The organism is Zoogloea sp. GDB6, from assembly GCF_056724105.1.
In genome coordinates, this window is sequence record NZ_CM161497.1 from 162344 (window position 1) to 188083 (window position 25740).

Genomic DNA, 25740 nt, shown 5'->3' on the forward strand with positions numbered 1-25740 from the left:
TCTTGCCGGCCGTCCATCCCCTCTCCGGCTGGCTGCGTCTGACCCTCACGCCGGGCCTGGGCCCGGCGAGCCAGCGCCAGCTGCTGGCCGCCTTCGGGCTGCCTGAGGTCATCTATTCCGCTACGCCGGGCGCGTTGGCGGCGGTTGTCGGTGATGCCACGAGCCGTTTGCTCCTCGAACATGATGCTAACGAGGCGGTGGATACCGCGCTGGCCTGGCTGGCCGAACCCGGCAATGCCGTCCTGACGCTCGGTGATGCGGCTTATCCGGCGGCGCTGCTGGAAATCCCCGATCCACCGGTGCTGCTCTACGTCAAAGGCGACGCCGGCCTGCTCAGCCGCCCATCCATCGCCGTGGTGGGCGCGCGCAATGCGACGCCGCAAGGGGAGGCCAACGCCGAGGCCTTTTCCGCGGCGCTGTCCTCCACCGGCCTGGGCATCGTCAGCGGCCTGGCCCTCGGTATCGACGCGGCGGCCCACCGGGGCGGCCTTGCCGGCGACGGGCGGACGGTGGCCGTGATCGGCACCGGTGCCGACCGCATCTACCCGGCCCGCAACGCGGCGCTGGCCCGGCGGATTGCCGAAGCCGGCGCCATCGTCAGCGAGCTTCCTCTCGGCAGCGGCCCGTTGGCCCATCACTTTCCGCGCCGCAACAGGTTGATTGCCGGTCTGTCCCGTGGCGTGCTGGTGGTCGAGGCGGCGGTGAAGAGCGGTTCGCTGATCACTGCACGCCTGGCCGGTGACTGCGGCCGGGAGGTTTTTGCGATTCCTGGCTCCATCCACTCGCCCCTGTCCCGAGGTTGCCATCGCCTGATCCGCGACGGCGCCAAGCTCGTTGAATCTGCCAATGACATACTTGAGGAGCTGCGCTTGCCTGCACGGGAAGTGGCGCCGCAGCAAGCCTCCAGCCCGGTTGAGGGTGGCGGAGACGAAGGCTGCGTGCTCACGGCGCTGGGGCATGACCCGGTGGATATCGAGACTCTTGTGCACCGCACCAGCTTGACGCCGGAGGCGCTCTACGCCATTCTGCTTACGCTGGAACTCGACGGACGGGTCTCCCGCCTGCCCGGAGGGCGCCTCCAGCGCCTCTGAAAAACCACCGGCCTCAGGCCCTACGCGCCATGTTCGATATCCTCGTGTACCTCTTCGAGAACTACGTCCACGCCGACGCATGCCCCGAACCTGCGCAGCTGGCCCGGAAATTGACGGCCGCCGGTTTCGAGGAAGAAGAAATCACCGACGCCCTGGAATGGTTGTCCGGCCTGCGTCAGCTGTCTGATGGCGAGCGTCCGGCCCAGTGCGCCCGCGCCGGCTCCTTGCGCATCTACGCTGACGACGAGCTGGTTCGTCTGGGCGTGGAGTGTCGCGGCTTCCTGCTCTTCCTCGAGAATGCAGGCATTCTCGACGCCGAGTGCAGGGAAGTGATCATCGAGCGAGCCCTGGCCCTCGACGATCCGGAAATCGAGCTGGAGAACCTCAAGGTCATCGTGCTGATGGTGTTGTGGCAGCAGGATCGCCCGATCAATGGCCTGATCCTCGACGAGCTGCTCAACGAAGGGCTCGAGGACGAAGAGCCGGCTGCATTCCCGGTGCATTGAGCGGCCCGGCTTGCACGCCCGGCGCAGGCTTCCGTATGATGCGCCGCTCCTCCAACAACCTGAATCAGGCGCCATGTTGCGCACTACAGGCATGAGCCGGCCGGCCGCCCCCAGGGCGAGGACCGGAGTGCGCAGCACGAAGGTACTCCAATGAGCAAGCAGCTGATCATCGCGGAAAAGCCCTCGGTCGCGGCGGATATCGCCCGCGCCCTGGGTGGTTTCACCAAGGAAAAGGACTATTTCGAGTCGGAGCACTATGTGCTCTCCTCGGCGGTCGGCCATCTGCTCGAACTCACGGTACCCGCCGAATTCGAAGTCAAGCGCGGCAAGTGGTCCTTCGCCCACCTGCCGGTCATCCCGCCCCATTTCGCCCTCAACCCGATCGAGAAGACCGAGGACCGCCTCAAGCTGCTGACCCGTCTGATCAAGCGCAAGGACGTCACAGGCCTGATCAACGCCTGTGACGCGGGGCGCGAAGGGGAGCTGATCTTCAGCTTCATCGTGCAGCACTCGGGCTCGGCCAAGCCGGTGCAGCGCCTGTGGCTGCAGTCGATGACCGCCGGTGCGATCCGCGACGGTTTCGCCCAGCTGCGTGCCGCCGCCGACGTGGAAGGTCTGCGTGAAGCGGCCGTGTGCCGTGCCGAGAGCGACTGGCTGATCGGCATCAACGGCACCCGCGCGATGACCGCCTTCAACTCCAAGACCGGTGGCTTCCACCTGACCACGGTCGGGCGCGTGCAGACCCCGACGCTGGCCATCGTCGTCGAGCGCGAGGAGAAGATCCGCGCCTTCAAGCCCACCGACTACTGGGAGCTGGAGGCCAGCTTCGGCTGCCAAGCCGGTGCCTATGCCGGCCGCTGGTTCGACGAGGGTTTCAAGAAGCCCGAGGAAGGCACGCCACTCGCCGAGCATGCCACCGCCTTCCGTCTGTGGGACAAGGCGAAGGCCGAAGCCATCAAGGCCAAGTGCGAGGGCAAGGCCGGCACGGTCGAGGAAGAGTCCAAGCCGACCACCCAGCTGTCGCCGCTGCTGTTCGACCTGACCTCCCTGCAGCGCGAGGCCAACGGCCGTTTCGGCTTCTCGGCGCGCACCACGCTGCAACTGGCCCAGGCGCTGTATGAAAAGCACAAGGTCCTGACCTATCCGCGGACCGACGCCCGCGCGCTGCCGGAAGACTACGTCGGCCAGGTCAAGGGTATCCTCGGAGGCCTGCCGGACGCCTACACCCCATTTGCCAACGAGATCGTCAAGCATGGTTGGGCCAAGCCCAACAAGCGCATCTTCAACAACGCCAAGATCTCGGACCACTTCGCAATCATCCCCACCGGGACAGCGCCCAAGAGCCTGTCCGAGGCCGAGGCGAAGATCTACGACCTGGTGACCCGGCGCTTCCTGGCGGTGTTCTACCCCGCCGCCGAGTACCGCGTGACCACCCGCATCACCCGCGTCGAGGGCGAGGCCTTCAAGACCGAGGGCAAGATCCTCGTCAATCCGGGCTGGCTGGCCATCTACGGCAAGTCTGCCGCGGTGGCGAGCGACGAAGAGGGCGGCACGCCGCAGCTGGTGGCCGTCGAGCCCGGCGAGAAGGTCAGCACCGACGAGATCCTGGTCAAGGCCCTGGTCACCAAGCCGCCCGCACGCTTCAACGAAGCCACGCTGCTGTCGGCAATGGAAGGTGCCGGCAAGATGGTGGACGACGAGGAACTGCGCGCCGCGATGGCTGGCCGCGGTCTCGGCACGCCGGCGACCCGCGCACAGATCATCGAAAACCTGATCGGTGAAACCTACATGCTGCGGGATGGCAAGGAGCTGATCCCGACTGCCAAGGCCTTCTCGCTGATCACGCTGCTGCGCGGCCTCGGCACCAACGAGCTGACCTCTCCGGAACTCACCGGAGAGTGGGAGCACAAGCTGGCGCAGATGGAGCGCGGGGCGCTGTCGCGGGCCGAGTTCATGGAGCACATCCAGGCCATGACCCGCGATATCGTCGAGCGCGCCAAGCGCTACGAGTCCGACACCGTGCCCGGCGACTTCGCCACGCTGCAGACGCCATGCCCCAAGTGCGGCGGCCAAGTGAAGGAGAATTACAAGAAGTTCTCCTGCCAGAGCTGCGACTGGAGTGCCTGGAAGATCGTCGCCGGCCGCCAGTTCGAGATCCCGGAGATCGAGGCCCTGCTGTCCACCGGCCGGGTTGGTCCGTTGCTGGGCTTCCGCAACAAGATGGGGCGCCTGTTCAACGCGGAGATCCGTCTCAACGACGACAAGCAGCCGGAATTCGATTTCGGCCAGCCGAAAGAAGACGAAGCCGCCGAGGCGGTGGACTTCTCCGGCCAGGATTCCCTTGGCCAGTGCCCGAAGTGCAGTGCCCAGGTGTATGAACACGGCCTGTCCTACGTGTGCAGCAAGTCGGTGGGGCCGGAGAAGTCGTGTGATTTCCGCTCCGGCAAGATCATCCTGCAGCAGCCGATCGAGCGCGACCAGATGCAGAAGCTGCTCGATACCGGGCGCACCGACCTGCTGCGCGGCTTCGTGTCGAGCCGCACCAAGCGCAAGTTCTCGGCCTTCCTGGTGCGCGGCGACGACGGCAAGGTCGGCTTCGAGTTCGAGAAGAAGGAACCCAAGACGGCTGCCGCCAAGAAGCCGGCCACCCGCAAGAAGGCCGAAACCGAGTAAGCTCGAGCCTGCTCCAGAAAAATGCCCGCCAAGACATGGCGGGCATTTTTTTGTGCCGCGGGAGCGAGGCGTCTGCGTGTACCGACGGGGGCTGTGTAGTCATCGGCCCCCGGAGGATTCTTCGTCAGGCCAGCGCGGCAGCGACGATCTCGCGGAACTCGTCCAGATCGTGGTCGGTCGTGCCGAGGAAGCTGCGGGCGTCCTCAAAGGCACGCTGGCTCACGTCCAGTGCGGCGCCGCCGAGTTCGGTGATGATGTACTCGGCGAGTTGGGTGACGGCGATCAGCGCCAGCGCATTCGATGGCAGTTCCTCCTCCGGCAGGATGTAGCGTTCCGGATTGTGGTGGTGCTGGATCGCCGACGCGATCTTCGGTGGCAGGCCCCAGTTGCGGGCCAGCAGCCAGCCGACCACCGCGTGGTCGCTGTGAAAGTGCGCCCGCTCCAGTGCGACCAGATGATCCCCATGCTCGCCGGCGCGTACATAGAGTTCGGCATAAGTGGAAAAGTGCTGCATCAGTACCGGCACGGCGGCATTCTGGAACAGTCCGTAGGTGTAGGCATCCTCCGGTTGGATGCCCACATGCTTGCGGGCCAGTAGGCCGGCGCACAGGGCTCGGGAGGCTGCCATGTCCCAGAAATGCTGCAGGAAATCGGCTGGCAGGCTATCGACTGAACTGCGCAGCGCGGCTGCGACTATGATGTTCAGGATGTTGCTGGTGCCGAGGCGGTTGATGGCTTGTTGTACGCTCTTGACCTGCGCGGCAGAGCCGAACATTGGCGAGTTGGCGAGCTTGACCGCCATTGCCGACATGCCGACGTCGGACGAGATGATGCGGGCCAGGATCTTGAAATTCGGTTCATCCTTGCGGGCCTCCCGCAGTACCTCGGTGACCACGGCTGGGCAGGCGGGAATGCGGATTGCGGCCAGGTCGGCCGCCAGTTTTTCGCTGCTGGGGAGTGAAGCTTGAGTGGCGCTTGTCATGATCGGATACTGACTGCGGGCTTGTTTGATAAATTTATTAAAAATAATATTTTTATTATTTTAAGATGAAAATGTCGATAGGCAATTGCTGCTTTGCCACATGCGTGACTATTACACACTCATGCAGTGAAGGTGATCGGCCGGAGCAGGAAAAATGGCACGCAGATCCCTTTTTCTGACGGGTTTGGCGGGGGTCGCGGTGGTGGTGTCCCAAGTGCATCTGGCCTACATTCTGGGTGATCGTCATCCCAACATCATCTGCTTGCAACTCAGTTTCAGCGCAGAGCGCTACTGGGGGATCCTGGGCGAATGGGGGACTGATGGACTGCAGGCGTACCGTCGGCATTTTGCTGCGGATTTTGTCCATCTGTGCATCTATGCGCTGTTCGGTCATGTGCTGGCAACGCGCGGCGGTTTTTTTCCGGACCACGACACCCGCGCGTCTGGCAGGCTGGCATGCCTGCTGCCATTGGCGGCGTTGTTCGATCTTGCTGAAAACCTGCTGCAACTTCGACTGCTGGCTGGTTCCTTCGGTGCACCGAGTGTGCTCATTCCTTTGTCGGGCTTATGCTCATCCGTGAAGTGGGCGCTCGTTCTGGTGTTTGCCGTCTGGGCGGGAAGGCGTCTGTTCGATAAATACGGGCCGGCAGGGCGTCCTTCACGCTGAAGATTTCGGCAATTTTCCCGATAAGCCCACTTATCGCTAAGATCCGCCAACATAATACGACCCTGATGGCCATGGCGCATCCTTCCCCCACCGACGACAAATCGACTTCGATGGCAGCAGCATTGCTGGCCGATTGTCGGGCGCGTTTCCTGAGAACGCTCCGCCAGGCTGCAAGTGAGGTGATTCGTCATCAGGTCTGGCTCGACGAGTTGGCCAAGGCTGCGGGCGAGTGTTTCGACGAGTTGTCCGGCAGCAAGGAACGACAGGGCTTCGAGCAGATGCGGAGCCTGACTGCCTCGAGCATCAGTCTGGTCCACGACGACGACATGGATTACTCGGTCGAGTTGATGAATCTCGACCAACGCTTGCGGGATAGCTGCGAGCGGGAACTGGCGGCCCTGCACCTGCGCATGCGCATTCTGATGTCCGGGACTGATGCTGTGCTGCACAAGGAGTCGCCGGTTGGCACCGAGAGCGTGTGCCGGGCGTTGCGAGCGTTGAAGGAAGCCGAGCGCCTCAGTGCGGCGGAGGCGATGATGATCCTTGAGCGCCTTGAGGAGCCGCTGCAACGTCATCTGTGCGCGTTCTACCGGGATCTCGAGCGGGATCTGGCGGCGGCGGGTGTCAACTCCAGTTACCGGATCGTCACGCCGTCCCGCTCCTCCCTGGGGCCTGGCAACGAACGTGCGGACGAGGTGGAGGCGCCGCCTCTGCCGATCGATCCGGTGGATGCGCTGCGTCTGTCCGTGCTGGCCCGGCGTGATATGGCGCCCGGCGTGGCCCATCTGGATCCGACGCTGGCCTCGGCCCTGCTGGAGCGTATCGAAGCCTGGCTCAGCGAACGCCAGAACTATGGCAACGGTGTACCCCAGTCCCTCGGGACGAGCGAACTTGGCGCCTTGCTGGCACCGGCGAAAGCCGCGTCGGTCGAGGTCGTGGAGACCGTATTCAATTATGTGGCCGCGTCGCCGGCGTTGCCGGCAACGATCCGCATGATCCTGGCCCAGTTGCGCGTGACAATGCTGCGCCTGGCCCTGCGCAGTGAGTCCTTGCTCGCCGCGGAGCGTCATCCGGCACTGCGTCTGGTGGATCTGATCGCCAATGTCGGTCGTACGCTGCCCCAGGACTGTCCTGCCGACTTGCCCGTATGTCGTGGGCTGCTGTTGGTCGTGCGGCCGCTGCTGCGAGTGCCCCGCATCGAGGACCGGGATTTCCAGGTTGCCTTGTCTGGAGCGGAGGGCCTGTTGAGATCCCGCCAGAAGGGTGCCGTGGCCCGTGCTGCTGCCCTCAAGGATGAGGCCGAGCGCCTGGAACGGCGCGAAGTGGCCCTGCATCAGGCCAGTCGGGCGATCTACCTGCTGATCGGGCATCGCGCGGAGCCCGTGGTGCGGACATTCATCGAGGGGTACTGGGTGCATGTGCTGGCCAAGGCCGCCTATCGTTACGGCACCGGCAGCACCCAGTGGACGTCGCGGGTGCAGACGGCTCATCGGCTGCTGGTCAGCGCGATGCCCGAGCCGGACGAGGTGGCCCGCCAACAATTGATGGTCCAGTTGCCGGCGCTGATGCGCTCGCTGGAGGAGGGGCTGGCGTGGATCGGTTTGTCTCCGGAGCATGTTCGCGAGGGGCTGGCGCCTTGCATCGAGTTGCATGCCGCGCTGATCTCCGGACGGCCCGGCCCGGAGCCCCGTTACCGCCGGCCGTCGATGCCGGTCCTCGGTCCGGTGGGAGAACGGCCGGATTTCCGGATCCTGCGCCACAAGCAGTATTTCGATGGTGAATTGTCCTTGTCCGCCGAGTGGGCCGAACTGGAAGTAGGCGACTGCGTCGCCGTTGGACTACCGAACGGTGGCCAGATGCGGGGCTTCGTCGGCTTGATCGGCCCGGCCCGCCAGTTGATCCTGATCGCCGATGGCGACAGCAGCGAGGTGCTGGCCGTGACTGCCCGCGCGCTGGCCCAGCAGGCCACTTCGCCGCAGACCCAGTTGTTCCGTGATCGATCGATCGTGGATGAAGCCGCGACCGACAGGCTGGTCAATCCCTGACGGCTTGCGCGTCGATGTGCGGGGAACCGACGGTGCTGCGGCAGGTCTGCCAACAGGCCCTACAATAAGGCTTGCACGCCTCATTTCCGACCCCCACTGCCCATGTGTTCAGATCCCGCCTGCCCGGCCGATCACGGCCCTGCTGAGGCCGACGCCATCCGTATTCGCGGCGCCCGCCAGAACAACCTGAAGAACCTGTCCCTCGACATCCCTCACAACGAGCTGGTGGTGGTCACCGGGGTGTCCGGTTCCGGCAAGAGTTCGCTGGTCTTCGACACCCTCTACGCCGAAGGCCAGCGCCGCTACGTGGAGACCTTCTCCCCGTACGCGCGGCAGTTCCTCGATCGCATGGACAAGCCGCAGGTGGACCGCATCGAAGGCGTGCCGCCGGCCATCGCCATCGACCAGACCAACCCGGTGCGCACCTCCCGCTCGACGGTTGGCACGATGACCGAGCTGGCCGACCACTTCAAGCTGCTCTACGCCCGTGCCGCCAAGCTGCACTGCCGCTGCTGCGGCAAGCCGGTGAGCCGCGACACGCCGGCGACGATCTTCGCCGACCTGGCGGCCCGCGCCGCCGCGGCCGGCGATCCGCGCCTGGTGGTGAGCTTCCCGGTCACCGTGCCGACCAGCTTCAGCGACGAGGAGATCGCCGGCCTTCTCGCCCAGCAGGGCTACACCCGCATCCATGCCCGCGACGGCGAGCAGCTGGACGTGGTGCAGGACCGCTTCCGCCTCGGCAACGCCGAACACGCCCGCGTGATGGAGGCGCTGGAGATCGGCCTGCGTGCGGGCCACGGCCGCCTCAGCGTGCATGCGCTGGGCGACGACGGCGAGACACGCTGGAAATTCAGCTCCGGCCTGCACTGCGCCGACTGCGACATCGCCTATTCCGACCCGACGCCGAGCCTGTTCTCGTTCAACTCGCCGATCGGCGCCTGCGACACCTGCCGCGGCTTCGGGCGGGTCATCGGCGTCGATTTCGAACTGGTCATTCCGGACGAGTCCAAGACCCTCGCCGAAGGCGCGGTGAAGCCTTGGCAGAGCCCCAGCTTCAAGGAGTGCCAGGACGACCTGGCCAAGATGGCCAAAAAGTACGGCGTGCCGATGGACGTGCCGGTGCGCGAGCTGTCGCCGGAACACCGCCACTGGCTGCTCGAAGGCGACGACAAGTGGAAGAGCTGGGATTCGTCCTGGCCGCGCCTGTGGTACGGGGTGCGCCACTTCTTCGACTGGCTGGAGAGCAAGGCCTACAAGATGCACATCCGGGTGTTGCTGTCGCGCTACCGCAGCTACACCGAATGCCCGGCCTGTCACGGCGCCCGCCTCAAGCCGGACGCGCTGCTGTGGCGGTTGCCGGCGGCCGGCGGCGAGTGGGCGATCCACGAACTGCTGGCCCGCCCGGTGGACGAGATCGTTCCCTTCGTCGCCGGCCTCGTGCTGCCGGCGCCGCTGGACGAGGCCACCGAGCTGCTGCTCGGCGAGATCAAGGGCCGCCTCAAGTACCTGCAGGACGTCGGCCTCGGCTACCTGACGCTGGACCGCCAGTCGCGCACCCTGTCCGGCGGCGAGGTGCAGCGCATCAACCTGACCACCGCGCTGGGCACCTCGCTGGTGAATACCCTGTTCGTGCTCGACGAGCCGTCCATCGGCCTGCACCCGCGCGACATCAACCGCATCCTCGGGGTGATGGAGCGCCTGCGCGACGCGGGCAACTCGCTGGTGGTGGTGGAGCACGACCCGCAGCTGATGCTCGCTGCCGACCGCCTGCTCGACATCGGCCCCGGGCCCGGCGAGCGCGGCGGCGAGATCGTTGCCTACGGCCCGCCGGTGAGCATCGCCAACGACCCGGCTTCGCTGACCGGCGCCTACCTGGCCGGCCGCAAGCGCGTCGATGCGCGCCGTGTGCCGCGGAAGGTAGAGGCCGACGCGCCGCGCCTGACGCTGCTCGGCGCCTGCCAGCACAACCTGCGCGGCGTCGATCTGGCGATCCCGCTGCAACGCCTGGTTGGCATTACCGGCGTGTCCGGTTCCGGCAAGTCCACGCTGATCCAGGACGTGCTGTTCCCGGCGCTGGCCAAGCACTTCGGCCAGCCCGCCGAGAGTCCCGGCGCCTTTGAAGGCTTCGCCGGCGTGGAGGCGATCAAGGGCGTGGTGATGGTGGACCAGTCGCCGATCGGCAAGAGCGCGCGCTCCAACCCGGTCAGCTACGTGGGTGCCTGGGACGCCATCCGCAAGCTCTTCGCCAACCTGGAGGAGGCCAAGGAGCGCGGCTATACGCCGGGCACCTTCAGCTTCAACTCCGGCACCGGGCGCTGCCCGACCTGCACCGGCTCGGGCTTCGAGCACGTGGAGATGCAGTTCCTGTCCGACGTCTACCTGCGTTGCCCGGACTGCGACGGCAAACGCTACCGGCCGGAGATCCTGGCTCTTAACTGGCGTGGCAAGAGCGTCGCCGACGTGCTGGAGATGACCGTCTCCGAAGCGCTGGCCTTCTTCGCCGACCAGAAGGCGGTGCTCGCCGCGCTGGCGCCGCTAGCCGACGTGGGGCTGGAGTACGTGCGCCTCGGCCAGCCGGTGCCGACCCTGTCCGGCGGTGAGGCCCAGCGCCTCAAGCTGGCCGGCTACCTGGCCGAAGCGGCGCAACTGGCCGCCAAGAAATCCAGGAAAGGCGACGCTGCCGACGAGCCCGGCCTGCTGTTCCTGTTCGACGAGCCCACCACCGGCCTGCACTTCGAGGACGTGGCGCGCCTGCTGTCGGCCTTCGAAAAGCTCCTCGACGCCGGCCATTCGCTGGTCGTCATCGAGCACAACCTGGACGTGATTGCCGCCGCCGACTGGCTGATCGACCTCGGCCCGGAAGGCGGCAGCGGCGGCGGCCTGATCGTCGCCGAGGGCACGCCGGCCGCGCTGATCGCCACGCCGGCCTCCCATACCGGCAAGGCGCTGGCCGACTACGCCGCCCAGCTGTCGGCGATGCAGGCCGCGCCGGTGGTGGCCGAGCCGGCGCCGCGCTACCGGGCGGTGGTGCCGAAGGCGATCACCATCCGCCACGCCCGCCACCACAACCTGAAGAACGTCAGCCTGGACATCCCCCGCGACCAGTTCACGGTGATCACCGGCCTGTCCGGCTCCGGCAAGTCCACGCTGGCCTTCGACATCGTCTTCGGCGAGGGCCAGCGGCGCTACCTGGAATCGCTCAACGCCTACGCGCGCCAGTTCGCGCAGCCGTCGGCACGGCCCGAGGTGGATGCGATCTTCGGCATTCCGCCGACGGTGGCCATCGAGCAGCGGGTCAGCCGCGGCGGGCGCAAGAGCACCGTGGGCACCCTCACCGAGATCCAGCCCTTCCTGCGCCTGCTCTACGTGAAGCTGGGCACCCAGTACTGCCCGGACTGTGACGTGCCGGTCACGCCGCAGAGCTTCGAGGCCATCGTCGCGCAGATCCAGCGCGACTTCCAGGGCCGCTCCGTCGAGCTGCTGGCGCCGCTGATCATCAACCGCAAGGGTTTGTACACCGACCTCGCCAAGTGGGCGCGGGGCAAGGGCTTCGAGCAGCTGCGCGTCGATGGCGACTACCTGCCGACCAAGAAATGGCCGCGACTCGACCGCTACAAGGAGCACAACATCGAGCTGCCGGTGGGCATGGTGCAGGTCGGGCCGGACACCGAAACCCCGCTGCGCGAATACGTGGCGGCGGCGCTGGAGCATGGCAAGGGCGTCCTCAAGCTGCTGCCGCTCGGTGACGAGTCCGCGACGCTGACCACCCTGTCCACGCTGCGCGCCTGCCCGGATTGCGGCACCAGCTTCCCCGAGCCCGACCCGCGCCTGTTCTCCTACAATGCCAAGCACGGCTGGTGCCCGGACTGCTACGGCACCGGCATCAAGATCGCCGGCAAGGTGGAGAACCCGGACGACCTCGACCTGGGCGAACTGGAGGCCGACAGCGACGAGGCCTGCCCGAGCTGCCACGGCGCCCGCCTCAACCCGGTGGCCCGCGCAGTGCGCTTCCGCGACCTGGGCCTGCACGAGCTGGCCTCGCTGGCGGTGGGCAAGGTGGCGGACTTCTTCGACGGCCTGCAGCTGGCCCGTCGGGAGGCCGACATCGGCCGCGACCTGGTCGGCGAGATCCGCGGCCGGCTGGACTTCCTGAAGAAGGTCGGCCTCGGCTACCTGGCCCTCGACCGCGCCGCACCGACCCTGTCCGGCGGCGAGGCCCAGCGCATCCGCCTGGCGGCCCAGCTCGGCTCCAACCTCACCGGGGTGTGCTACATCCTCGACGAGCCGACCATCGGCCTGCACCCGCGCGACAACCAGCTGCTGCTCGACACGCTGGAAGCCCTGCGCGGCCGCGGCAATACCCTGCTGGTGGTGGAGCACGACGAGGACACCATCCGCCGCGCCGACCACGTCATCGACATCGGTCCCGGCGCCGGCGTGCGCGGCGGGCGCATCATCGCCGAAGGCAAGCTGGCTGACCTGATGGCGGCACCGGAATCGGCCACCGGCCGCTGTTTCCGCCAGCCGCTGGTGCATCCGCTGGCGCCGCGCCGCGCGGTGGCGGACGAGCAGCCGGCGTTGGTGGTGCGCGACGCCAGCCTGCACAACCTGAAGAACGTGTCGGCCCGCGTGCCCCTCGGCCGCCTGACGGTGGTGACCGGCGTGTCCGGCTCCGGCAAATCCACCTTCGCCCGCGACGTGCTGCACGCCAGCCTGGCGGCGGGCGCGCCGGTGGGCTGCGCCGAGCTGGCCGGCCGCGAGCTGGTCGGCCGCGTGCTGGAAGTGGACCAGACGCCGATCGGCAAGACGCCGCGCTCCTGCCCGGCCACCTACATCGGCTTCTGGGACGCCATCCGCAAGCTGTTCGCCGAGACCACCGAGGCCAAGATGCGCGGCTGGAACGCCTCGCGCTTCTCCTTCAACACCGGCGCCGGCCGTTGCCCGGTGTGCGAAGGGCAGGGCCAGATCACCATCGAGATGAACTTCCTGCCCGACGTGAAGATGCCCTGCGAGGCCTGCGGCGGTGCCCGCTTCAACCCGGAAACCCTGACCGTGCAGTGGAAGGGCAAGACGGTGGCCGACCTGCTGCACATGGCGGTGGAGGACGCGGTGGATTTCTTCGCCGCCCATCCGTCCATCGCCCATCCGCTGCGCCTGCTGCAGGACGTGGGCCTCGGCTACCTGACCCTCGGCCAGCCCAGCCCGACCCTGTCCGGCGGCGAGGCCCAGCGCATCAAGCTGGTCTCCGAGCTGGCCAAGGTGCGCGGCCGCGCCGGCGAATCGGCGGCCGGCCCCGGCCGCCCGCTGCCGCCGGAGAAGCACACCCTGTACGTGCTCGACGAGCCCACCGTCGGCCTGCACATGGCCGACGTGGAGAAGCTGATCCACGTGCTGCACCGCCTGGCCGATGCCGGCCATACGGTGCTGGTCATCGAGCACGACCTGGATCTGATGGCCGAGGCCGACTGGATCGTGGATCTGGGGCCGGAAGGCGGCGACGGCGGTGGCGAGATCGTCGCCGAAGGGCCGCCGGAGGCGGTGGTGCAGGTGGCGCGCTCCCACACCGGGCGCATCCTCGGCGAGTTCCTGGCGGCGCGCCGCGGCGAGGCCGCCTGAGCCGATGAACTCCGACGACCTGCGGCTGTTCGCGCGCATCGTCAAGGCCGGCAGCATCTCCCGCGCGGCGCTGGAGACAGGCGTCGACCAGTCCACGCTGAGCCGGCGCCTGGCGGCACTGGAAGGGGAGCTCGGCACGCGCCTGCTGCACCGTAGCGGGCGCGGCGTGCTGCCCACCGAAAGGGGCGAGAAGCTGCTCGAATACGCCGAGTCCATCGGCCGCCTGCTCGACGAGGCCGGCTCGGTGATGCAGCACGGGGACGGACGCGGCCCGAGCCAGCTGCACATCGCCGCCCAGCCGACCATCGCCAGCCTGCTCTTTGCGCCGTTGGCGCGGCTGCTGAAGGAACACTACCCCGACAGCCGGCTGCGCTTCGTGGAAGCACTGGCCGATCAGCTGCTCGACAAGCTGGCCAGCGGTGACGTGGACCTGGCGCTGATCTACCTGCCTGAGCAGGGTGCCGTGCAGGCCGATGTACTGCTCAGCGAAGGGCTGCGCCTGGTCTTGCCCGCCGCGCACCGGCTGGCCGGCGAGGCCGTGCCGGTGTCCGCGCTACGCGACATCCCGTTGATCCTGCCGAGTACTCACCACGGCCTGCGCATGTTGGTGGAGTCCTTGGCGGCTCGCCATGGCTTTGCGCCGCGGATCGCGGTCGAGCTGGATGGCTCGATCGCCCTCATCAAGCGGATGGTGGCGGAAGGCTGCGGCGGAACCCTGCTGCCCGAAGCTGCGGTGCGCGACGAGATCGCCGCCGGCGTGCTGCGGAGTTGTCGGCTGAGCGACCCGGAGGTGAGCCGGCAGGTCGGTCTGGTGCTGGCACGCAACCGGGTCGTGCCGGATGGCCTGTGGACCATCGTCCGGCTGATCAAGGACGAGGTGGTCCGCCTCGTCGCGTCCGGCGAGTGGCCGGATGCGCGGTTGGCCACGATCCCTGCCGAGGGGCCGTGATCTCAGCGCGTCGCGTGAGAGGGTTCCGGGCGACGCTCGGTGCTGCCTTCGGCGGCAGAGAGCGGAGGATGCTTGTCGTGATGGGCGACCAGCAGGCGGTGCAAGGCCCAGGCGCCGATGCCGCACATGGCCATCACTACCGCCAGTGGTCGTCCGCTGCCGTCGTGGAGCAGGCCGACCAGTGCACCGGCGAGGGTCGCGAAGAAGAACTGCAGCGCGCTGGCCAGGGCCGCCGCGGTGCCGGCCTGTTGCCCGTGGGTGGCGAGCGCCGAGGCGGTGGCGTTGGGGATGATGAAGCCGAGGCTGCTGACGAAGCAGAAGAAGACACCGACGAACCACGGTAGCGAGATCTGCCCGGTGAAGGCCAGCCCAGCGAGCAGCATGCCGGTCAGCAGCGGCACCCACAGGGCGCGGCGCAGCAGCAGCGTCGCCGAGTGGCGCTTCAGCAGATGGGCGTTGAGCTGGCTGGCGGCGATCAGGCCGAAGGCGTTGCTGCCAAAGAACCAGCCGTAGTCCTGCGGTGCGACGCCGTACAGGTCGATGAGCACGAAGGGTGAGCCGGCAACGTAGGCGAACATACCCGACATGGCCAGGCCGCCGCCCAGCGCGTAGCCGAGGAAGGCCCTGTTGGCGAGCAGGCGGCCGTAGTTGCGGAGCACCGTGCCGAGCTGCAGCGGCGGTTCGTGGCGGGTGTCGTGGCTTTCCGCCAGGCCCAGGCGGATGGCAAGCAGACAGGCTGCGCCGAACACCGCCAGCACGATGAAGATGCTGCGCCAGCCGGAGACGCCGAGCAGCGCGCCGCCGATCAGCGGGGCGAGGATGGGGGCGAGGCCCATTACCAGCATCAGCAGCGAGAAGGCGCGTGCGGAGTCCCTCGCCGAGCAGCGGTCGCGGACGATGGCGCTGGGGATGATGATGCCGGCACAGCCGCCGAGGCCCTGCACTAAGCGCCAGCCGATCAACGCCGGGATGCTTGTCGCGCAGGCGGCGCCGATTGCCGCCACGGTGTAGATGATGAGCCCGACGTAGAGCGGCTTCTTGCGGCCGAAGCGATCGCTGAGGGGGCCGTAGAACAGCTGGCCGAAGGTCAGCCCGATGAAGAAGGCGGCCAGGGTCAGTTCAACGCTGCCGGGCTGCCCGCCGAGGCTGCGCTCGATCTGAGGGAAACTGGGCAGGTACATGTCGATGGACAGCGGGCCGATGGCGGTCAGCACACCGAGCAGGATCAGCCAGGGTGGTAGGCCGAGCCGGGAGTCAGAGGAATTGGAAATTGTTGTCATGATGGGGACTGCGGGTTGGGGATTGCAGTATGGGTGAGCAGCAGACTCCGCTCATGGCGCTGAGCGCATAGCCGCTATGCGGTGCCACCGACGGTGGTTTGGGGGGGGCGGAGATCCTGAATGTTGCAATGCCGAATCACGATTCCGTGGCTTTCGGATTCGGCCCTGGAGGACTAAGATACAGACCGTTCAGTCAAAATGACGGGATGAAGGGCAAACTCATTAAAAGATGAGGACGCAAAACTTCCGGCCTAAAGCGCGTCGGTGCGCCATGGCAGCGGGGTTGCCGGCACATCGAGCCGCCGTGTTCCAACGATCTGTTCGATGCTGTCGTCAGCGAGGCCCTGAAATAACCCAGGAGTCAGGGCCATGAAGATCGTTCTCCCGCACAGTCAAATCCAGGTATATCGGCTTCCCATCGCCGCGGCGGTTGTCGCTTCGGCGCTTGTCAGCGGGTGTGGTGGCGGAAGCGGCTCCGAGGCGTCGGCGCCGCAAACGGCGGCTCCCCTGGCGTCCGCCAGCACGAGTCTCCAGATGGACTTGGCTGCGCTGCCGGCTGATATAGCGACAAAGACCGTCGAACCTGCGTTCCACCTTGCGCCCACACCGATCGACGAGCCGGGTGGGGCCGATCAGGCTGGAGATGGCGCTTCGGCGCAGGTGTATCCCCATTACCAGTCCGTCCCGAGCGAACTTCGGGCCCTGTCCTCGCGAAATCTAACCCCTCAGGCGATTGCCGCATTTCGTCGCGTTCAGTCCAGTGGAATCCAGTACGTGCAGGGTGCGACGGACGTCGCCCCGATGGCCACCAGCAGCAGTGTCGTCACCTATACGCCGGCCCAGATCCGTGCCGCCTACGGTATGCCGGCCTTGCCGACTGCCGGCAGCACTCCCACGGCGACGCAAGCTGCACAAATGGGGGCCGGACAGACGATCTACATCGTTGCGGCGTATCACGATCCGAACGTCGCGGCCGAGCTCGCCGCTTTCAATGCCAAGTTTGCCCTCCCGGCGTGCACCAGCAAGGCGATTGCAACCACTGCGGGTCTTCCGCTCGGCACAGCCAGTTCCAGTGCTTGCGAGTTCTCGGTGGTCTATGCCAATACCAGTGGTGGTATGAGTGGCACGCCCCGGGGCTATAACTCCAGCTGGGCGACCGAAATCGCCCTCGATGTGCAATGGGTCCATGCCACCGCCCCTCTGGCGCGCATCGTTCTGATCGAAGCTCCGGATGCCACGACGAACAGCCTGCTGGCGGCGATCAAGCTCGCCAATGCAATGGGGCCAGGTATCGTTTCGATGAGCTTCGGCTCCAATGAAGGCAGCTGGACCGCTTCCGTCGATAGCGCTTTCAGCGGCAGCAACATGACCTACCTCGCGGCTACCGGTGACTCCGGCGTGGGCGTATCTTGGCCCGCTGTCTCCACCAAGGTGCTGGCGGTTGGTGGCACGAGCCTGCGCTACAGCGGCAGCGGTGCGCGTAGTGAAGTGAGCTGGTCGGGGACGGGGGGAGGCACGAGTGCCTATACGGCGGTTCCCGGCTATCAGACCACCAGCGTGCCGGGCCTGGGCTCCGTCAGCCGGCGAACCGTTGCCGACGTAGCCTTCAATGCAGACCCGACCACCGGTCAATACGTTGCCATCCTGTCTCCCGGCAGTAGTACCGCCAGCTGGTTCAGCGCCGGCGGTACGAGTTTGGCCACGCCCCAGTGGGCAGGGCTGATCGCGGTGGCGAACGCGTCGCGCATCAGCGCGAGCAAATCCGTCCTCGGCCTCCCGCATTCGATTCTGTACACTCAGATCGCTACTGTTCCTGGCTCCTATGCCGCCTCGTTTGCCGATATCACCCAAGGCACCAACGGTAGTTGTGTGACCTGTTCGGCCCATACGGGCTACGACACCTTGTCGGGGCTGGGAACGCCCAACGTCGGCAATCTGATTACCCAGCTCACGAGCACGACCAATCTGCCCAGTGCTCCGACTGTCACTCCGGCCAGTATTTCAGGTTCAGCGGGAACACCTTTGACGTTTACGGTGGCTGTCAATGCCGCTAATGCGGTCAGCTATGCGTTGAGTGGCGCTCCCAGCGGCATGAGCATCAGCACCAGTGGCGTCGTCAGCTGGGCCAGTCCTGTGGCGGGTTCCTATACGGTTACCGTGACGGCCACCGACAAGACCAGCGGCTTGAGCGGACAAGGGATCTACACGATCACCATTGCCGCCAAGGCGCCGCTCGTCACCGGTGGCACGATCACCGGCAAGCCCAACGTGGCCCTGTCGTTCCCGGTCGTGGTCACCAGCCTCAATCCGGTGAGCTACAGTCTGAGCGGCGCGCCCTCGGGCATGGCGATCAGCAGCAGTGGAGTCGTCAGCTGGCAGCAACCCGTCGTGGGTAGCTACACCGTCATTGCGACGGTCAAGGATTCGAAGACCGGCCTTACAGGCCAGGCGAGCTACAGCATTCAGATCAGTTCGGGCGGACCGGTCATTACCGCTACGCCGATCAAAGGCTTGGCCGGCCAGAAACTGACGGGCTCCATTGCCTTCTCCGATCCTGGTGCCAGCTATGTCACTATCACCGTCTCCAATGCACCTCTCGGCATGCAGTTTTCTATCAGTGGTCAGACGCTACAGTATGTTTGGCTCTTCCCGGTTACCGGTAGCTATTCGCTGAGTTTGCGTGCCATTGACTCCGCTGGACTCAGTACCCAAGTCAGCATTCCGCTCACCGTAACCGCCAAGTAGGCGGAGACTTCGGAGGCAAGCCATGGGCCCCCTCAAAGTTGTCCTTGCAACAGGCCTCTTCGCTGCAGCCGCAGCACTCTACGCTGCGGACGCCCCTCCAACTGAGGTGGCGACCCCGCCGCATCGGCTCATTCCTGTTCCGCCCCCGGCGAGTGTGGCTGCCGAGCAGCTTGGTACCGAGGCCGGGGCGGCAAGCAAACCGGAGGCTTCCAGGGCGGTGATGAAGCCGCGTCAGCAGCGCGCCGGTAGCCCCGCCAGGCGCTCATGTCGGCATGCGGCATCATCCAGTTCCCACGGTGGTCCAAAGGCTGGAGCAACAAAATAGCGAAGAGAGTCTTGGCTGGCTGCTTGGAGGCCCCGCTTTGTCGTGTTTGCCGTAGCGTAGTCTAGGCCTTATGGTTTTTTCAGGCGGACGGTGAACCAGAAGGTGCTGCCTTCGCCCAGCGTGCTGTTCACGCCGGTTTCGCCGTCCATCAGGCGGGCCAGTTTGCGGTTGATGGCGAGGCCGAGGCCGGTGCCGCCGTGGCGGCGCGTGAAGGAACCGTCAGCCTGTTCGAAGCTGAGGAAGATACGCTGTTGGTCCTCCGGCTTCACGCCGATACCGGAATCCTGCACCTCGAAGCGTAGCAGCAGGCCTCTGGCATCTTCCCGTAGCACGCGCCCATGCACCGCGACGAAACCCCGCTCGGTGAACTTGGCGGCATTGCTGACGTAGTTGATCAGCATCTGGCTGATGCGCTGTGGGTCGCCCTTCAACTGGGCGGGCAGGCCGGTGAGATCGGCCGTGTAGTCCAGGCCGCGGGCACGCAGATCGGCGCCGGTGGCGTCCGCGACCCGGCGGGCGATGTCGTCGGTAGCGAACGGCTTCTCGTCGATCGGCATGCGTTCCGCGTCGAGCGCGGCGAGGTCGAGCAAGTCGTCGAGAATCTGATGGAGGCCGCCAGCGGCCTTCAGGACTCGTTCCAGGCGGTCCCGTTGAGTGGCATCGTCGTTCTTGTCCCGCAGGATTCGGGTGAAGCCGAGGATGGCGTTGAGCGGCGTGTGGATCTCGTGGCTCAGGTTGGCCAGGAAGGTACTTTTCGCGCGATTGGCGCTTTCGGCCAGTTCCTTGGCGGCCTGCAGCTCGGCGGTGCGCAGGCGGACCTGGGCTTCCAGGTGCTGGCGGTGCTGCTCCAGCTCGGTCAGCATCTGGACCCTCTCGGTCTGGTCCACGAACTGGATCAGCAGGTGTTTTTCGTTATTGAGGTGTACCGGCAGGATCAGGCAGTCGGCCCAGATTTCGCGACCGAAGGAGGTCGTCACGTGGATCTGGCGCTGTTGGCGCGTGTCGGTCTGCAGCGCGCGCAGGCAGTCATCGTGGATGCCGCTGGCGTGCCAGGCATGGATGCTGTGGAAGCTCTGGGCCAGCAGTTGTTCCCGGCTGGAGCCGACCAGGCGGGCGTAGCTTTCGTTGGCCATCACGCAGGGGCCGGTGTCCCGATACACGCCGATCGGCACAGGCGAGGCCAACAGCACCGTCTCTGTGACGGCGACGGCCTCACGCAGGCCGTTTTCGGCGCGGCGGCGTTCGGCGACCTCGTCGGTGAGCTGGGTGTTGGCGTCGGCCAGTTCTGTGGTGCGCTCGCGCACGCGGGCTTCGAGCAGGCTGCGTTCCTCGGCCAGTTCGGCGAGGGCCAGGCGGCGTTGGCCGGCGACGCGCACCAGTGCGACGATCAGTAGACCTTGCAGCACTACGACGATGACGGCAGCGATGATCTGGCCGCGATAGAGCGCCCACAGGCTGGTCGGGGCGTCGATGATCTCGGCGCCGTCGGGCAGGGCGCTGGTCGGGATGTCGAAGCGTTGCAGCGTAGGGTAGTCGAACACGTCGCGGGCCGGGGATTTCATTGTCACCGGGATGTCGGACGCATGGTGCCCGTCGAGGACCTGGCGGGCCAGGCGGGCGGCCTCGCGGCCCTGGTCGAGGCCGTTGAGCACGTGGCCGCCGAGTACGCCGGTCCCGAGGTGGAAGTCCCAGAAGGTATATACCGGCACCGGGCTGGCGGCGGCCACCAGGCGGCCGTTTTCCACTGGTGTCAGTGCGCGCCCTTCGCCGAGATCGCTGGTCTGCCCGGCGAGGAAGACCAGCGCATTGCTCGGCAGGGACTGAAGGCGCTCGCGGATGGTCTGCATCGACGCATCCTTCAGCACGCTGACCTGGAAGCGTGCCTTGTAGCGGGGCAGGATGCTGCTCTCGGCTTCGCTGGCGCTGCGTGCGCTGCTCGGATCGCCGGTGGACAGGATGAAAACCAGTTGGCGCGTGGCGGGATGGACCTTCAGCGCCAGCTCCACGCTGGCGCCGATGTCGATCTCCTCGTTGACTCCGGTGATGTTGTCGATGCCCTTCAGTGCATCCGGGCGGAAATGGTTGAAGCCGCAGAACACGATGGGCAGGCCGGGAAACAGACGCGCCCGGTGGCGGATCGCGAAGTCGAAGGCGTCGTTGTCGGAGACGATCAGCAGGTCGTGCCGGTAGCCACGGTACTTGATCGCCATCGCGTCGGCGAGGAGGTCCATGCGGGCGGGGTCAGGGAAGCGGCGGGCGTCCAGATATTCCACTGACAGTTCCACCTGGCGTGTGTCGTCGGCCAGCTCCCTCCGGATGCCCTTTTCAATGGCATCGCTCCACTGGTAGCCCGGATGGTAGGAGTTGAGGTAGAGCACATGGGGGGGCAGGGGCCCGTTATCGGCCCGGGCCAGGCCCTGCAGCAGGCACAGGGCGAGGCAGACCAGCAGGCACAGGCTGCGGGCGAGCAGGGTGCGGCTGGCGGACGGATTCGACGAGGCGGGCATGACGTAGGCTGTTCTTGTTATGGAACAGGACTCTACGCCATTCCGTGGCGGAAGGTGCGGCCTAAGCCGCTGCGCTCAGCCGAATTGGCGGCCAAAGCGGCGCATGCCGGCGGCGAAGACGACGACGCCCAGCCCGCCCATCGCCAGCACCGAATCCCATAGCAGGTCCATGCCGACGCCCTTCAGCAGAATGCCGTAGGCCGCGTCGAGGAAGTAGTGCAGCGGCGAAATCCACGCCAGCCCACGCATCCACGGGGGCATCGCCTCAATGGGTGTCCACGCGCCGGAGAGCAGCAGCATTGGCATCAGGATCACCACCGTCAGCATGCCAACCTGGGCCAGGTTGCGGGCCACGGTGGCGGCCAGCAGGCCGAGGCCGGCGGTGGTGAACACGTAGAGGGCGGTGATCAGGAAGAAGGTGACGAGGCTGCCGCGCATCGGCAGCTGGAACAGCGGGCCGAGCACGCCGAACAGCGCGATGGCGCTGCCGGCGAGGATCACCAGCGTCATCGCGACGACCTTCGGGAAGAGGATCTGGAAGGACGTCAATGGCGTGACCATCAGCTGCTCGATGGTGCCGCGCTCCTTCTCGCGGACCATCGCCGCCGCCGGCAGCAGGATCGAGAACAGGGTCACGACGGTGAGCAGCTCGGAGATGCCCATGAACCACGCGTCGTTCTGGTTGGGGTTGTACCACACGCGGGTATCGGCCTCGACCACTGGGCCGGCGATGCCGCCGGCCGCCGCCAGCCCTTCCCGCTGGGCGGCCGCTTCGAGGGCGTACTTGCCGACGATCTGTGCGCCGTAGCTGGAGGCGAGGAAGCCGAGTACCGAGTTGGAGGTGTCCACCTGCAGCTGGACCGATACCTGTTCGCCGCGCTGCAGGCGTTCCTGGAAGCGTGGCGGTACGTCGAGTACGGCCATCACGTCGCCGTCGTCGAGGCGGCGGATCGCCTGGCGGGCGTCGGCCACGCTGCCGGCGGGCTGGAAATAGGGCGGCTGGAAGCGGCTCGCCAGCTCCCGCGAGGCGAAGCTGTAGTTGGCGTCGAGGGTGGCGATGGCGGCGTTCTTGAGCTGCATGCTGACCCCGGAGGCGGCCAGGTAGATGTCGCCGGTGAAGCTGTACAGGAAGAACACCATCAGGGCCACGTCGCGGAACAGCTGCAGCAGCTCCTTCTGCGTCATCACCCGCAGGCGGCGTAGCCCGGGCACCGAGAAAAGTCCGCCGTTCGTCATGTCGCTCATGATCTCGGCCTCTTGGTGAACAGCAGGTAGCCCAGCCCGAACAGGCCTACCGCGTAGGCGGCCAGCACCAGCACCTCGAGCCACAGGGCATGCCAGCTCACCGCCTTCAGGAAGCAGCCGACGACGATGTTGGTGTAATACATCGGCGGCAGCGCGTGGGCCAGCATCGATGCCGCCGGCGACAGGGAGGGCAGCGGCAGCAGCACGCCGGAGTAGAGCACCGCCGGGATGATGCTGACGATGCTGGCGACGATCATGGCCGCCACCTGGGTCTGAACCAGCATCGAGATCACCAGCCCGATGCCGGTGGTGCAGATGACGTAGAGCACCGTGGCGAAGGCGAAGAACAGCGGGTCGCCCTTGAAAGGCGCGCCGAACAGCCAGGTAGCGAGCAGCCACAGGAACATCGCGTTGGCGATGGAGATCGCTACGTAGGGCGCCAGCTTGCCGAGCAGGAATTCGCCCGGCGACACGGTGGACGAGTAGATGTTGAAGATGGAGCCGGACTCCTTCTCGCGCACCACGCCGACTGCTGTGAGGAAGGGCGGCGACAACATCATGATCAGCATGATCAGCTTGGGTGCCAGCGACCAGATGCTCTTCACGCTCTGGTTGTAGAGGTAGCGCACCTCCAGCTTGACCGGCTGGACCCGCTGGCGCGCCTCGGCGAGCGGAATGCCGCGTACGCGGGACAGGGCGTGGGCCATGTTGTCGAGGCTCACCGCGCTGTTGATGGCTGCCACGTAGCCCATGCTGGTCTGGGTGCGTTCGGGGAAGGTGCCGTCGATCAGCACCTGCACCGGCGCCGGTTCGCCGCGGCCAAGGCGTTCGTCGAAGCGCGGCGGGATTACCAGCACCATGCGCACCTTGTTGTCGGCGAGCAGCGCGTCCACGTCGTGCTCGTCGGCGGCGTAGCCCTGGAAGGCGAAGTAGCGTGAAGAGATGAAGCGGTAGGCGTAGTCGCGGCTGGCGGCGGTCTTGTCGTAATCGACCACCGCAAAGGGCAGGTTTTCCACGTCCAGCGTCAGGCCGTAGCCGAACAGCAGCATCAGCATGGCCGGCACGACGAAGGCCAGCGCGAAGAACAGGCGGTCGCGGATGATCTCGCGCCATTCCTTCCAGGCCAGGGCGACGATGCGTTGGCCGTTCATGGCGATCTCCGTCCGGCGTCTTCCAGCGCGGTGATGCGCTGCACGAAGACGTCCTCCATCGACAGCGGGCGCAGGCCTACCGACTGCACCGCGATGCCGGCCTTGTCGAGCAGGGCTGGCAGGCGTTCACGGTCGGTGTCGGCTTCGCGTGACAGCAGGTGCACGGCGCGCCCGTGCAAGGCTACGTTGGCGAAGCCGGCGTCGCGCAGCGCGTTCTGGGCCGGCACCGGGCGGTCGACGCGCAGCTCCAGCAACTGGCCGGCGCTGGCGATCAGCGCCTGCTTCATGGCCTCCGGCGAGGCGTCGGCGACGACGCGGCCGGCAAACATCAGGGCCAGATGGTCGCAGTGCTCGGCCTCGCTCATGTAGTGGGTGGTCACCAGGATCGCCACGCCTTCGCGCCGCGACAGGTGAAAGAGGATGTCCCAGAACATGCGCCGGCCGATCGGATCGACGCCGGAGGTGGGTTCGTCGAGGAACAGCACGCGCGGTTCATGGACCAGCGCGCAGCCGAGGGCCAGGCGTTGGCGCAGGCCCATCGGCAGGCGGCCAGCCGCGTCGTTCTCGAAGCCAGCCAGCCCGGCCATGCCGATCACCCAGTCGCTGCGCTGGCGCGCGCGGCGGTCGTCGAGGCCGTAGATGCCGGCGTACAGGCGGATGTTCTCGACCACCGACAGGTCGTGGTACAGGGAGAAGGCCTGGCTCATGTAGCCGATGCGTTCCTTGATCGCCAGCCCGGCACTGCGCATGTCGGCACCGGCGACCCGGCCGGCGCCCGACGAGGGTTTGAGGATGCCGGTGAGCATCTTGATCACGGTGGTCTTGCCGGCCCCGTTGGCGCCGAGCAGGCCGAAGATCTCGCCCTGGGGTACCGCGAAGCTGACTGCGTCGGCGGCGCGGAAGTCGCCGAAGACACGGGTCAGGCCGGTGGCTTCGATGGCCAGCGTCGAGGTCGGTGCGGCGGCGGGCGCATCGGCGGGCAGGCTGGTGTCGAGGCGGGCGCCGCGCTGGCGCAGCATGGCGACGAAGACATCCTCCAGTTCGGGCTCGCGGGCAAACCAGTCACTGAGATGGATGGTGGTATCGGCGGGGGCGGACGCGGCGAGGCAGGTGTCGACCGCCGCACGCGCTTGGGCCGCATCCAGCCCTTCGGCAAACACCCGCAGCCAGGCGCCCATCGCTTCGGTCTGCGGAAACTGCGCCTTCAGGCGTGGCAGCGCGTCGGCCTGGGGTTCGGCGCGGAACAGGGCGAGGGTGCCGGGCACGCGGGCGATCAGTTCGGCCGGCGTGCCTTCGCCCATCACCTTGCCCTCGTGGAACAGGGACACGCGGTGGAAGCGGTCGGCTTCGTCCAGGTAGGCGGTGGACACCAGCGCGGTGATGCCCTTTTCCTCCAGCAGCTTGCCGAGGATGGCCCAGAAATCGCGGCGCGACACCGGATCGACGCCGGTGGTCGGCTCGTCGAGGATCACCAGCTCGGGTTCGTGGATCAGCGTGCACACCAGCCCGAGCTTCTGCTTCATGCCGCCGGACAGCTGGCGCATCGGGCGGCTGCGGAAGGCGTCAAGGCGGGTCATGCCGAGGAGCATGTTCTTGCGCTCGGCCAGCTCCGCGCCCGGCACACCACGCAGGCGGCCGAAGAAATCCACGTTCTCCTCGATGGACAGGTCCGGGTAGAGATTGAGGCCCAGCCCTTGGGGCAGAAAGCCGATGCGTTGCTTGACCTTCTCGGCGGCCCGCTCGGAATCGATGACGGTGCCGAAGACTTCCACCGTGCCGCCGTCGTGGGCCAGCACGCCGGCCACCGACTTCATCAGGCTGGACTTGCCGGCCCCGTCGGCTCCGACCAGGCCGTAGATTTCGCCACGCTGCACCGTCAGCGCCAGACCGTCGGCTGCCACGCGCTTGCCGTAGCGCTTGATGAAGCCTTCGACGCGGATCGCCGGTGCGGACATGGT

14 protein-coding genes and 1 riboswitch are annotated in these 25740 nt (G+C 66.7%); of the genes, 8 read left to right on the forward strand and 6 right to left on the reverse strand.

Annotated features, from left to right (window positions below):
• Positions 1-2 precede the first annotated feature (2 nt).
• From dprA to AC1PQG_RS00775, 3 genes are all read left to right on the forward strand, one after another.
• Entirely contained in the window at positions 3-1091 is a 1089-nt protein-coding gene (gene dprA / locus AC1PQG_RS00765; RefSeq protein ID WP_481120781.1) for a DNA-processing protein DprA, read from the forward strand.
• A gap of 29 nt (positions 1092-1120) precedes the next feature.
• Positions 1121-1597, forward strand: a complete 477-nt coding sequence (locus AC1PQG_RS00770; RefSeq protein WP_481116954.1) for a Smg family protein — start codon at positions 1121-1123, stop codon at positions 1595-1597.
• A 150-nt stretch (positions 1598-1747) separates the two neighbouring features.
• Positions 1748-4270, forward strand: a complete 2523-nt coding sequence (locus tag AC1PQG_RS00775) for a DNA topoisomerase III (RefSeq protein ID WP_481120782.1) — start codon at positions 1748-1750, stop codon at positions 4268-4270.
• 124 nt (positions 4271-4394) lie between these two features.
• On the opposite strand, the gene AC1PQG_RS00780 is transcribed toward AC1PQG_RS00775, so the two are convergent.
• On the reverse strand, positions 4395-5252 hold the full coding sequence (locus AC1PQG_RS00780) for an HDOD domain-containing protein (RefSeq protein WP_481120783.1): 858 nt from the start codon (positions 5250-5252) through the stop codon (positions 4395-4397).
• Positions 5253-5406: 154 nt separating this feature from the next.
• Here AC1PQG_RS00780 and AC1PQG_RS00785 point away from each other — a divergent pair, with 154 nt between their 5' ends.
• The 4 genes from AC1PQG_RS00785 to AC1PQG_RS00800 all read left to right on the forward strand — a co-directional run bounded on the left by AC1PQG_RS00785 (position 5407) and on the right by AC1PQG_RS00800 (position 14529).
• Positions 5407-5919 carry a hypothetical protein gene (locus AC1PQG_RS00785; RefSeq protein ID WP_481120784.1) on the forward strand — a complete coding sequence of 171 codons (513 nt, stop codon included), beginning with the start codon at positions 5407-5409 and terminating at the stop codon, positions 5917-5919.
• 71 nt (positions 5920-5990) lie between these two features.
• Positions 5991-7964 (forward strand): DUF1631 family protein, encoded by a 1974-nt coding sequence (locus AC1PQG_RS00790; protein WP_481120785.1) that lies wholly within the window; start codon positions 5991-5993, stop codon positions 7962-7964.
• Positions 7965-8066: 102 nt separating this feature from the next.
• Entirely contained in the window at positions 8067-13580 is a 5514-nt protein-coding gene (uvrA, locus tag AC1PQG_RS00795) for an excinuclease ABC subunit UvrA (RefSeq protein WP_481120786.1), read from the forward strand.
• Between the two features lie 4 nt (positions 13581-13584).
• The gene (locus AC1PQG_RS00800; protein WP_481120787.1) at positions 13585-14529 is read left to right on the forward strand and encodes a LysR family transcriptional regulator; all 945 of its coding nucleotides are present in this window, start codon (positions 13585-13587) and stop codon (positions 14527-14529) included.
• 2 nt (positions 14530-14531) lie between these two features.
• Here AC1PQG_RS00800 and AC1PQG_RS00805 read toward each other — a convergent pair whose 3' ends face one another.
• Positions 14532-15809, reverse strand: coding sequence for a Bcr/CflA family multidrug efflux MFS transporter (locus AC1PQG_RS00805; RefSeq protein ID WP_481120788.1), 1278 nt, complete (start codon positions 15807-15809; stop codon positions 14532-14534).
• A 202-nt stretch (positions 15810-16011) separates the two neighbouring features.
• Positions 16012-16100: riboswitch (cyclic di-GMP riboswitch) on the forward strand.
• Positions 16101-16178: 78 nt separating this feature from the next.
• On the opposite strand from AC1PQG_RS00805, the gene AC1PQG_RS00810 reads away from it, so the two are divergent.
• Entirely contained in the window at positions 16179-18554 is a 2376-nt protein-coding gene (locus AC1PQG_RS00810) for a peptidase S53 (RefSeq protein WP_481120789.1), read from the forward strand.
• A 393-nt stretch (positions 18555-18947) separates the two neighbouring features.
• Here AC1PQG_RS00810 and AC1PQG_RS00815 read toward each other — a convergent pair whose 3' ends face one another.
• The 4 genes from AC1PQG_RS00815 to AC1PQG_RS00830 form a co-directional block, all read right to left on the reverse strand.
• Complete coding sequence (locus AC1PQG_RS00815) at positions 18948-21386, reverse strand: sensor histidine kinase (protein ID WP_481120790.1); 2439 nt, start codon at positions 21384-21386, stop codon at positions 18948-18950.
• A gap of 75 nt (positions 21387-21461) precedes the next feature.
• Positions 21462-22631: an ABC transporter permease gene (locus AC1PQG_RS00820; RefSeq protein WP_481120791.1), complete on the reverse strand. Its 1170-nt coding sequence runs from the start codon at positions 22629-22631 to the stop codon at positions 21462-21464.
• Positions 22628-23782, reverse strand: a complete 1155-nt coding sequence (locus AC1PQG_RS00825) for an ABC transporter permease (RefSeq protein WP_481120792.1) — start codon at positions 23780-23782, stop codon at positions 22628-22630. The genes AC1PQG_RS00820 and AC1PQG_RS00825 overlap by 4 nt, the downstream gene beginning before the upstream one ends.
• Positions 23779-25737 carry an ATP-binding cassette domain-containing protein gene (locus AC1PQG_RS00830; protein ID WP_481120793.1) on the reverse strand — a complete coding sequence of 653 codons (1959 nt, stop codon included), beginning with the start codon at positions 25735-25737 and terminating at the stop codon, positions 23779-23781. The genes AC1PQG_RS00825 and AC1PQG_RS00830 overlap by 4 nt, the downstream gene beginning before the upstream one ends.
• Between the last annotated feature and the right edge of the window lie 3 nt (positions 25738-25740).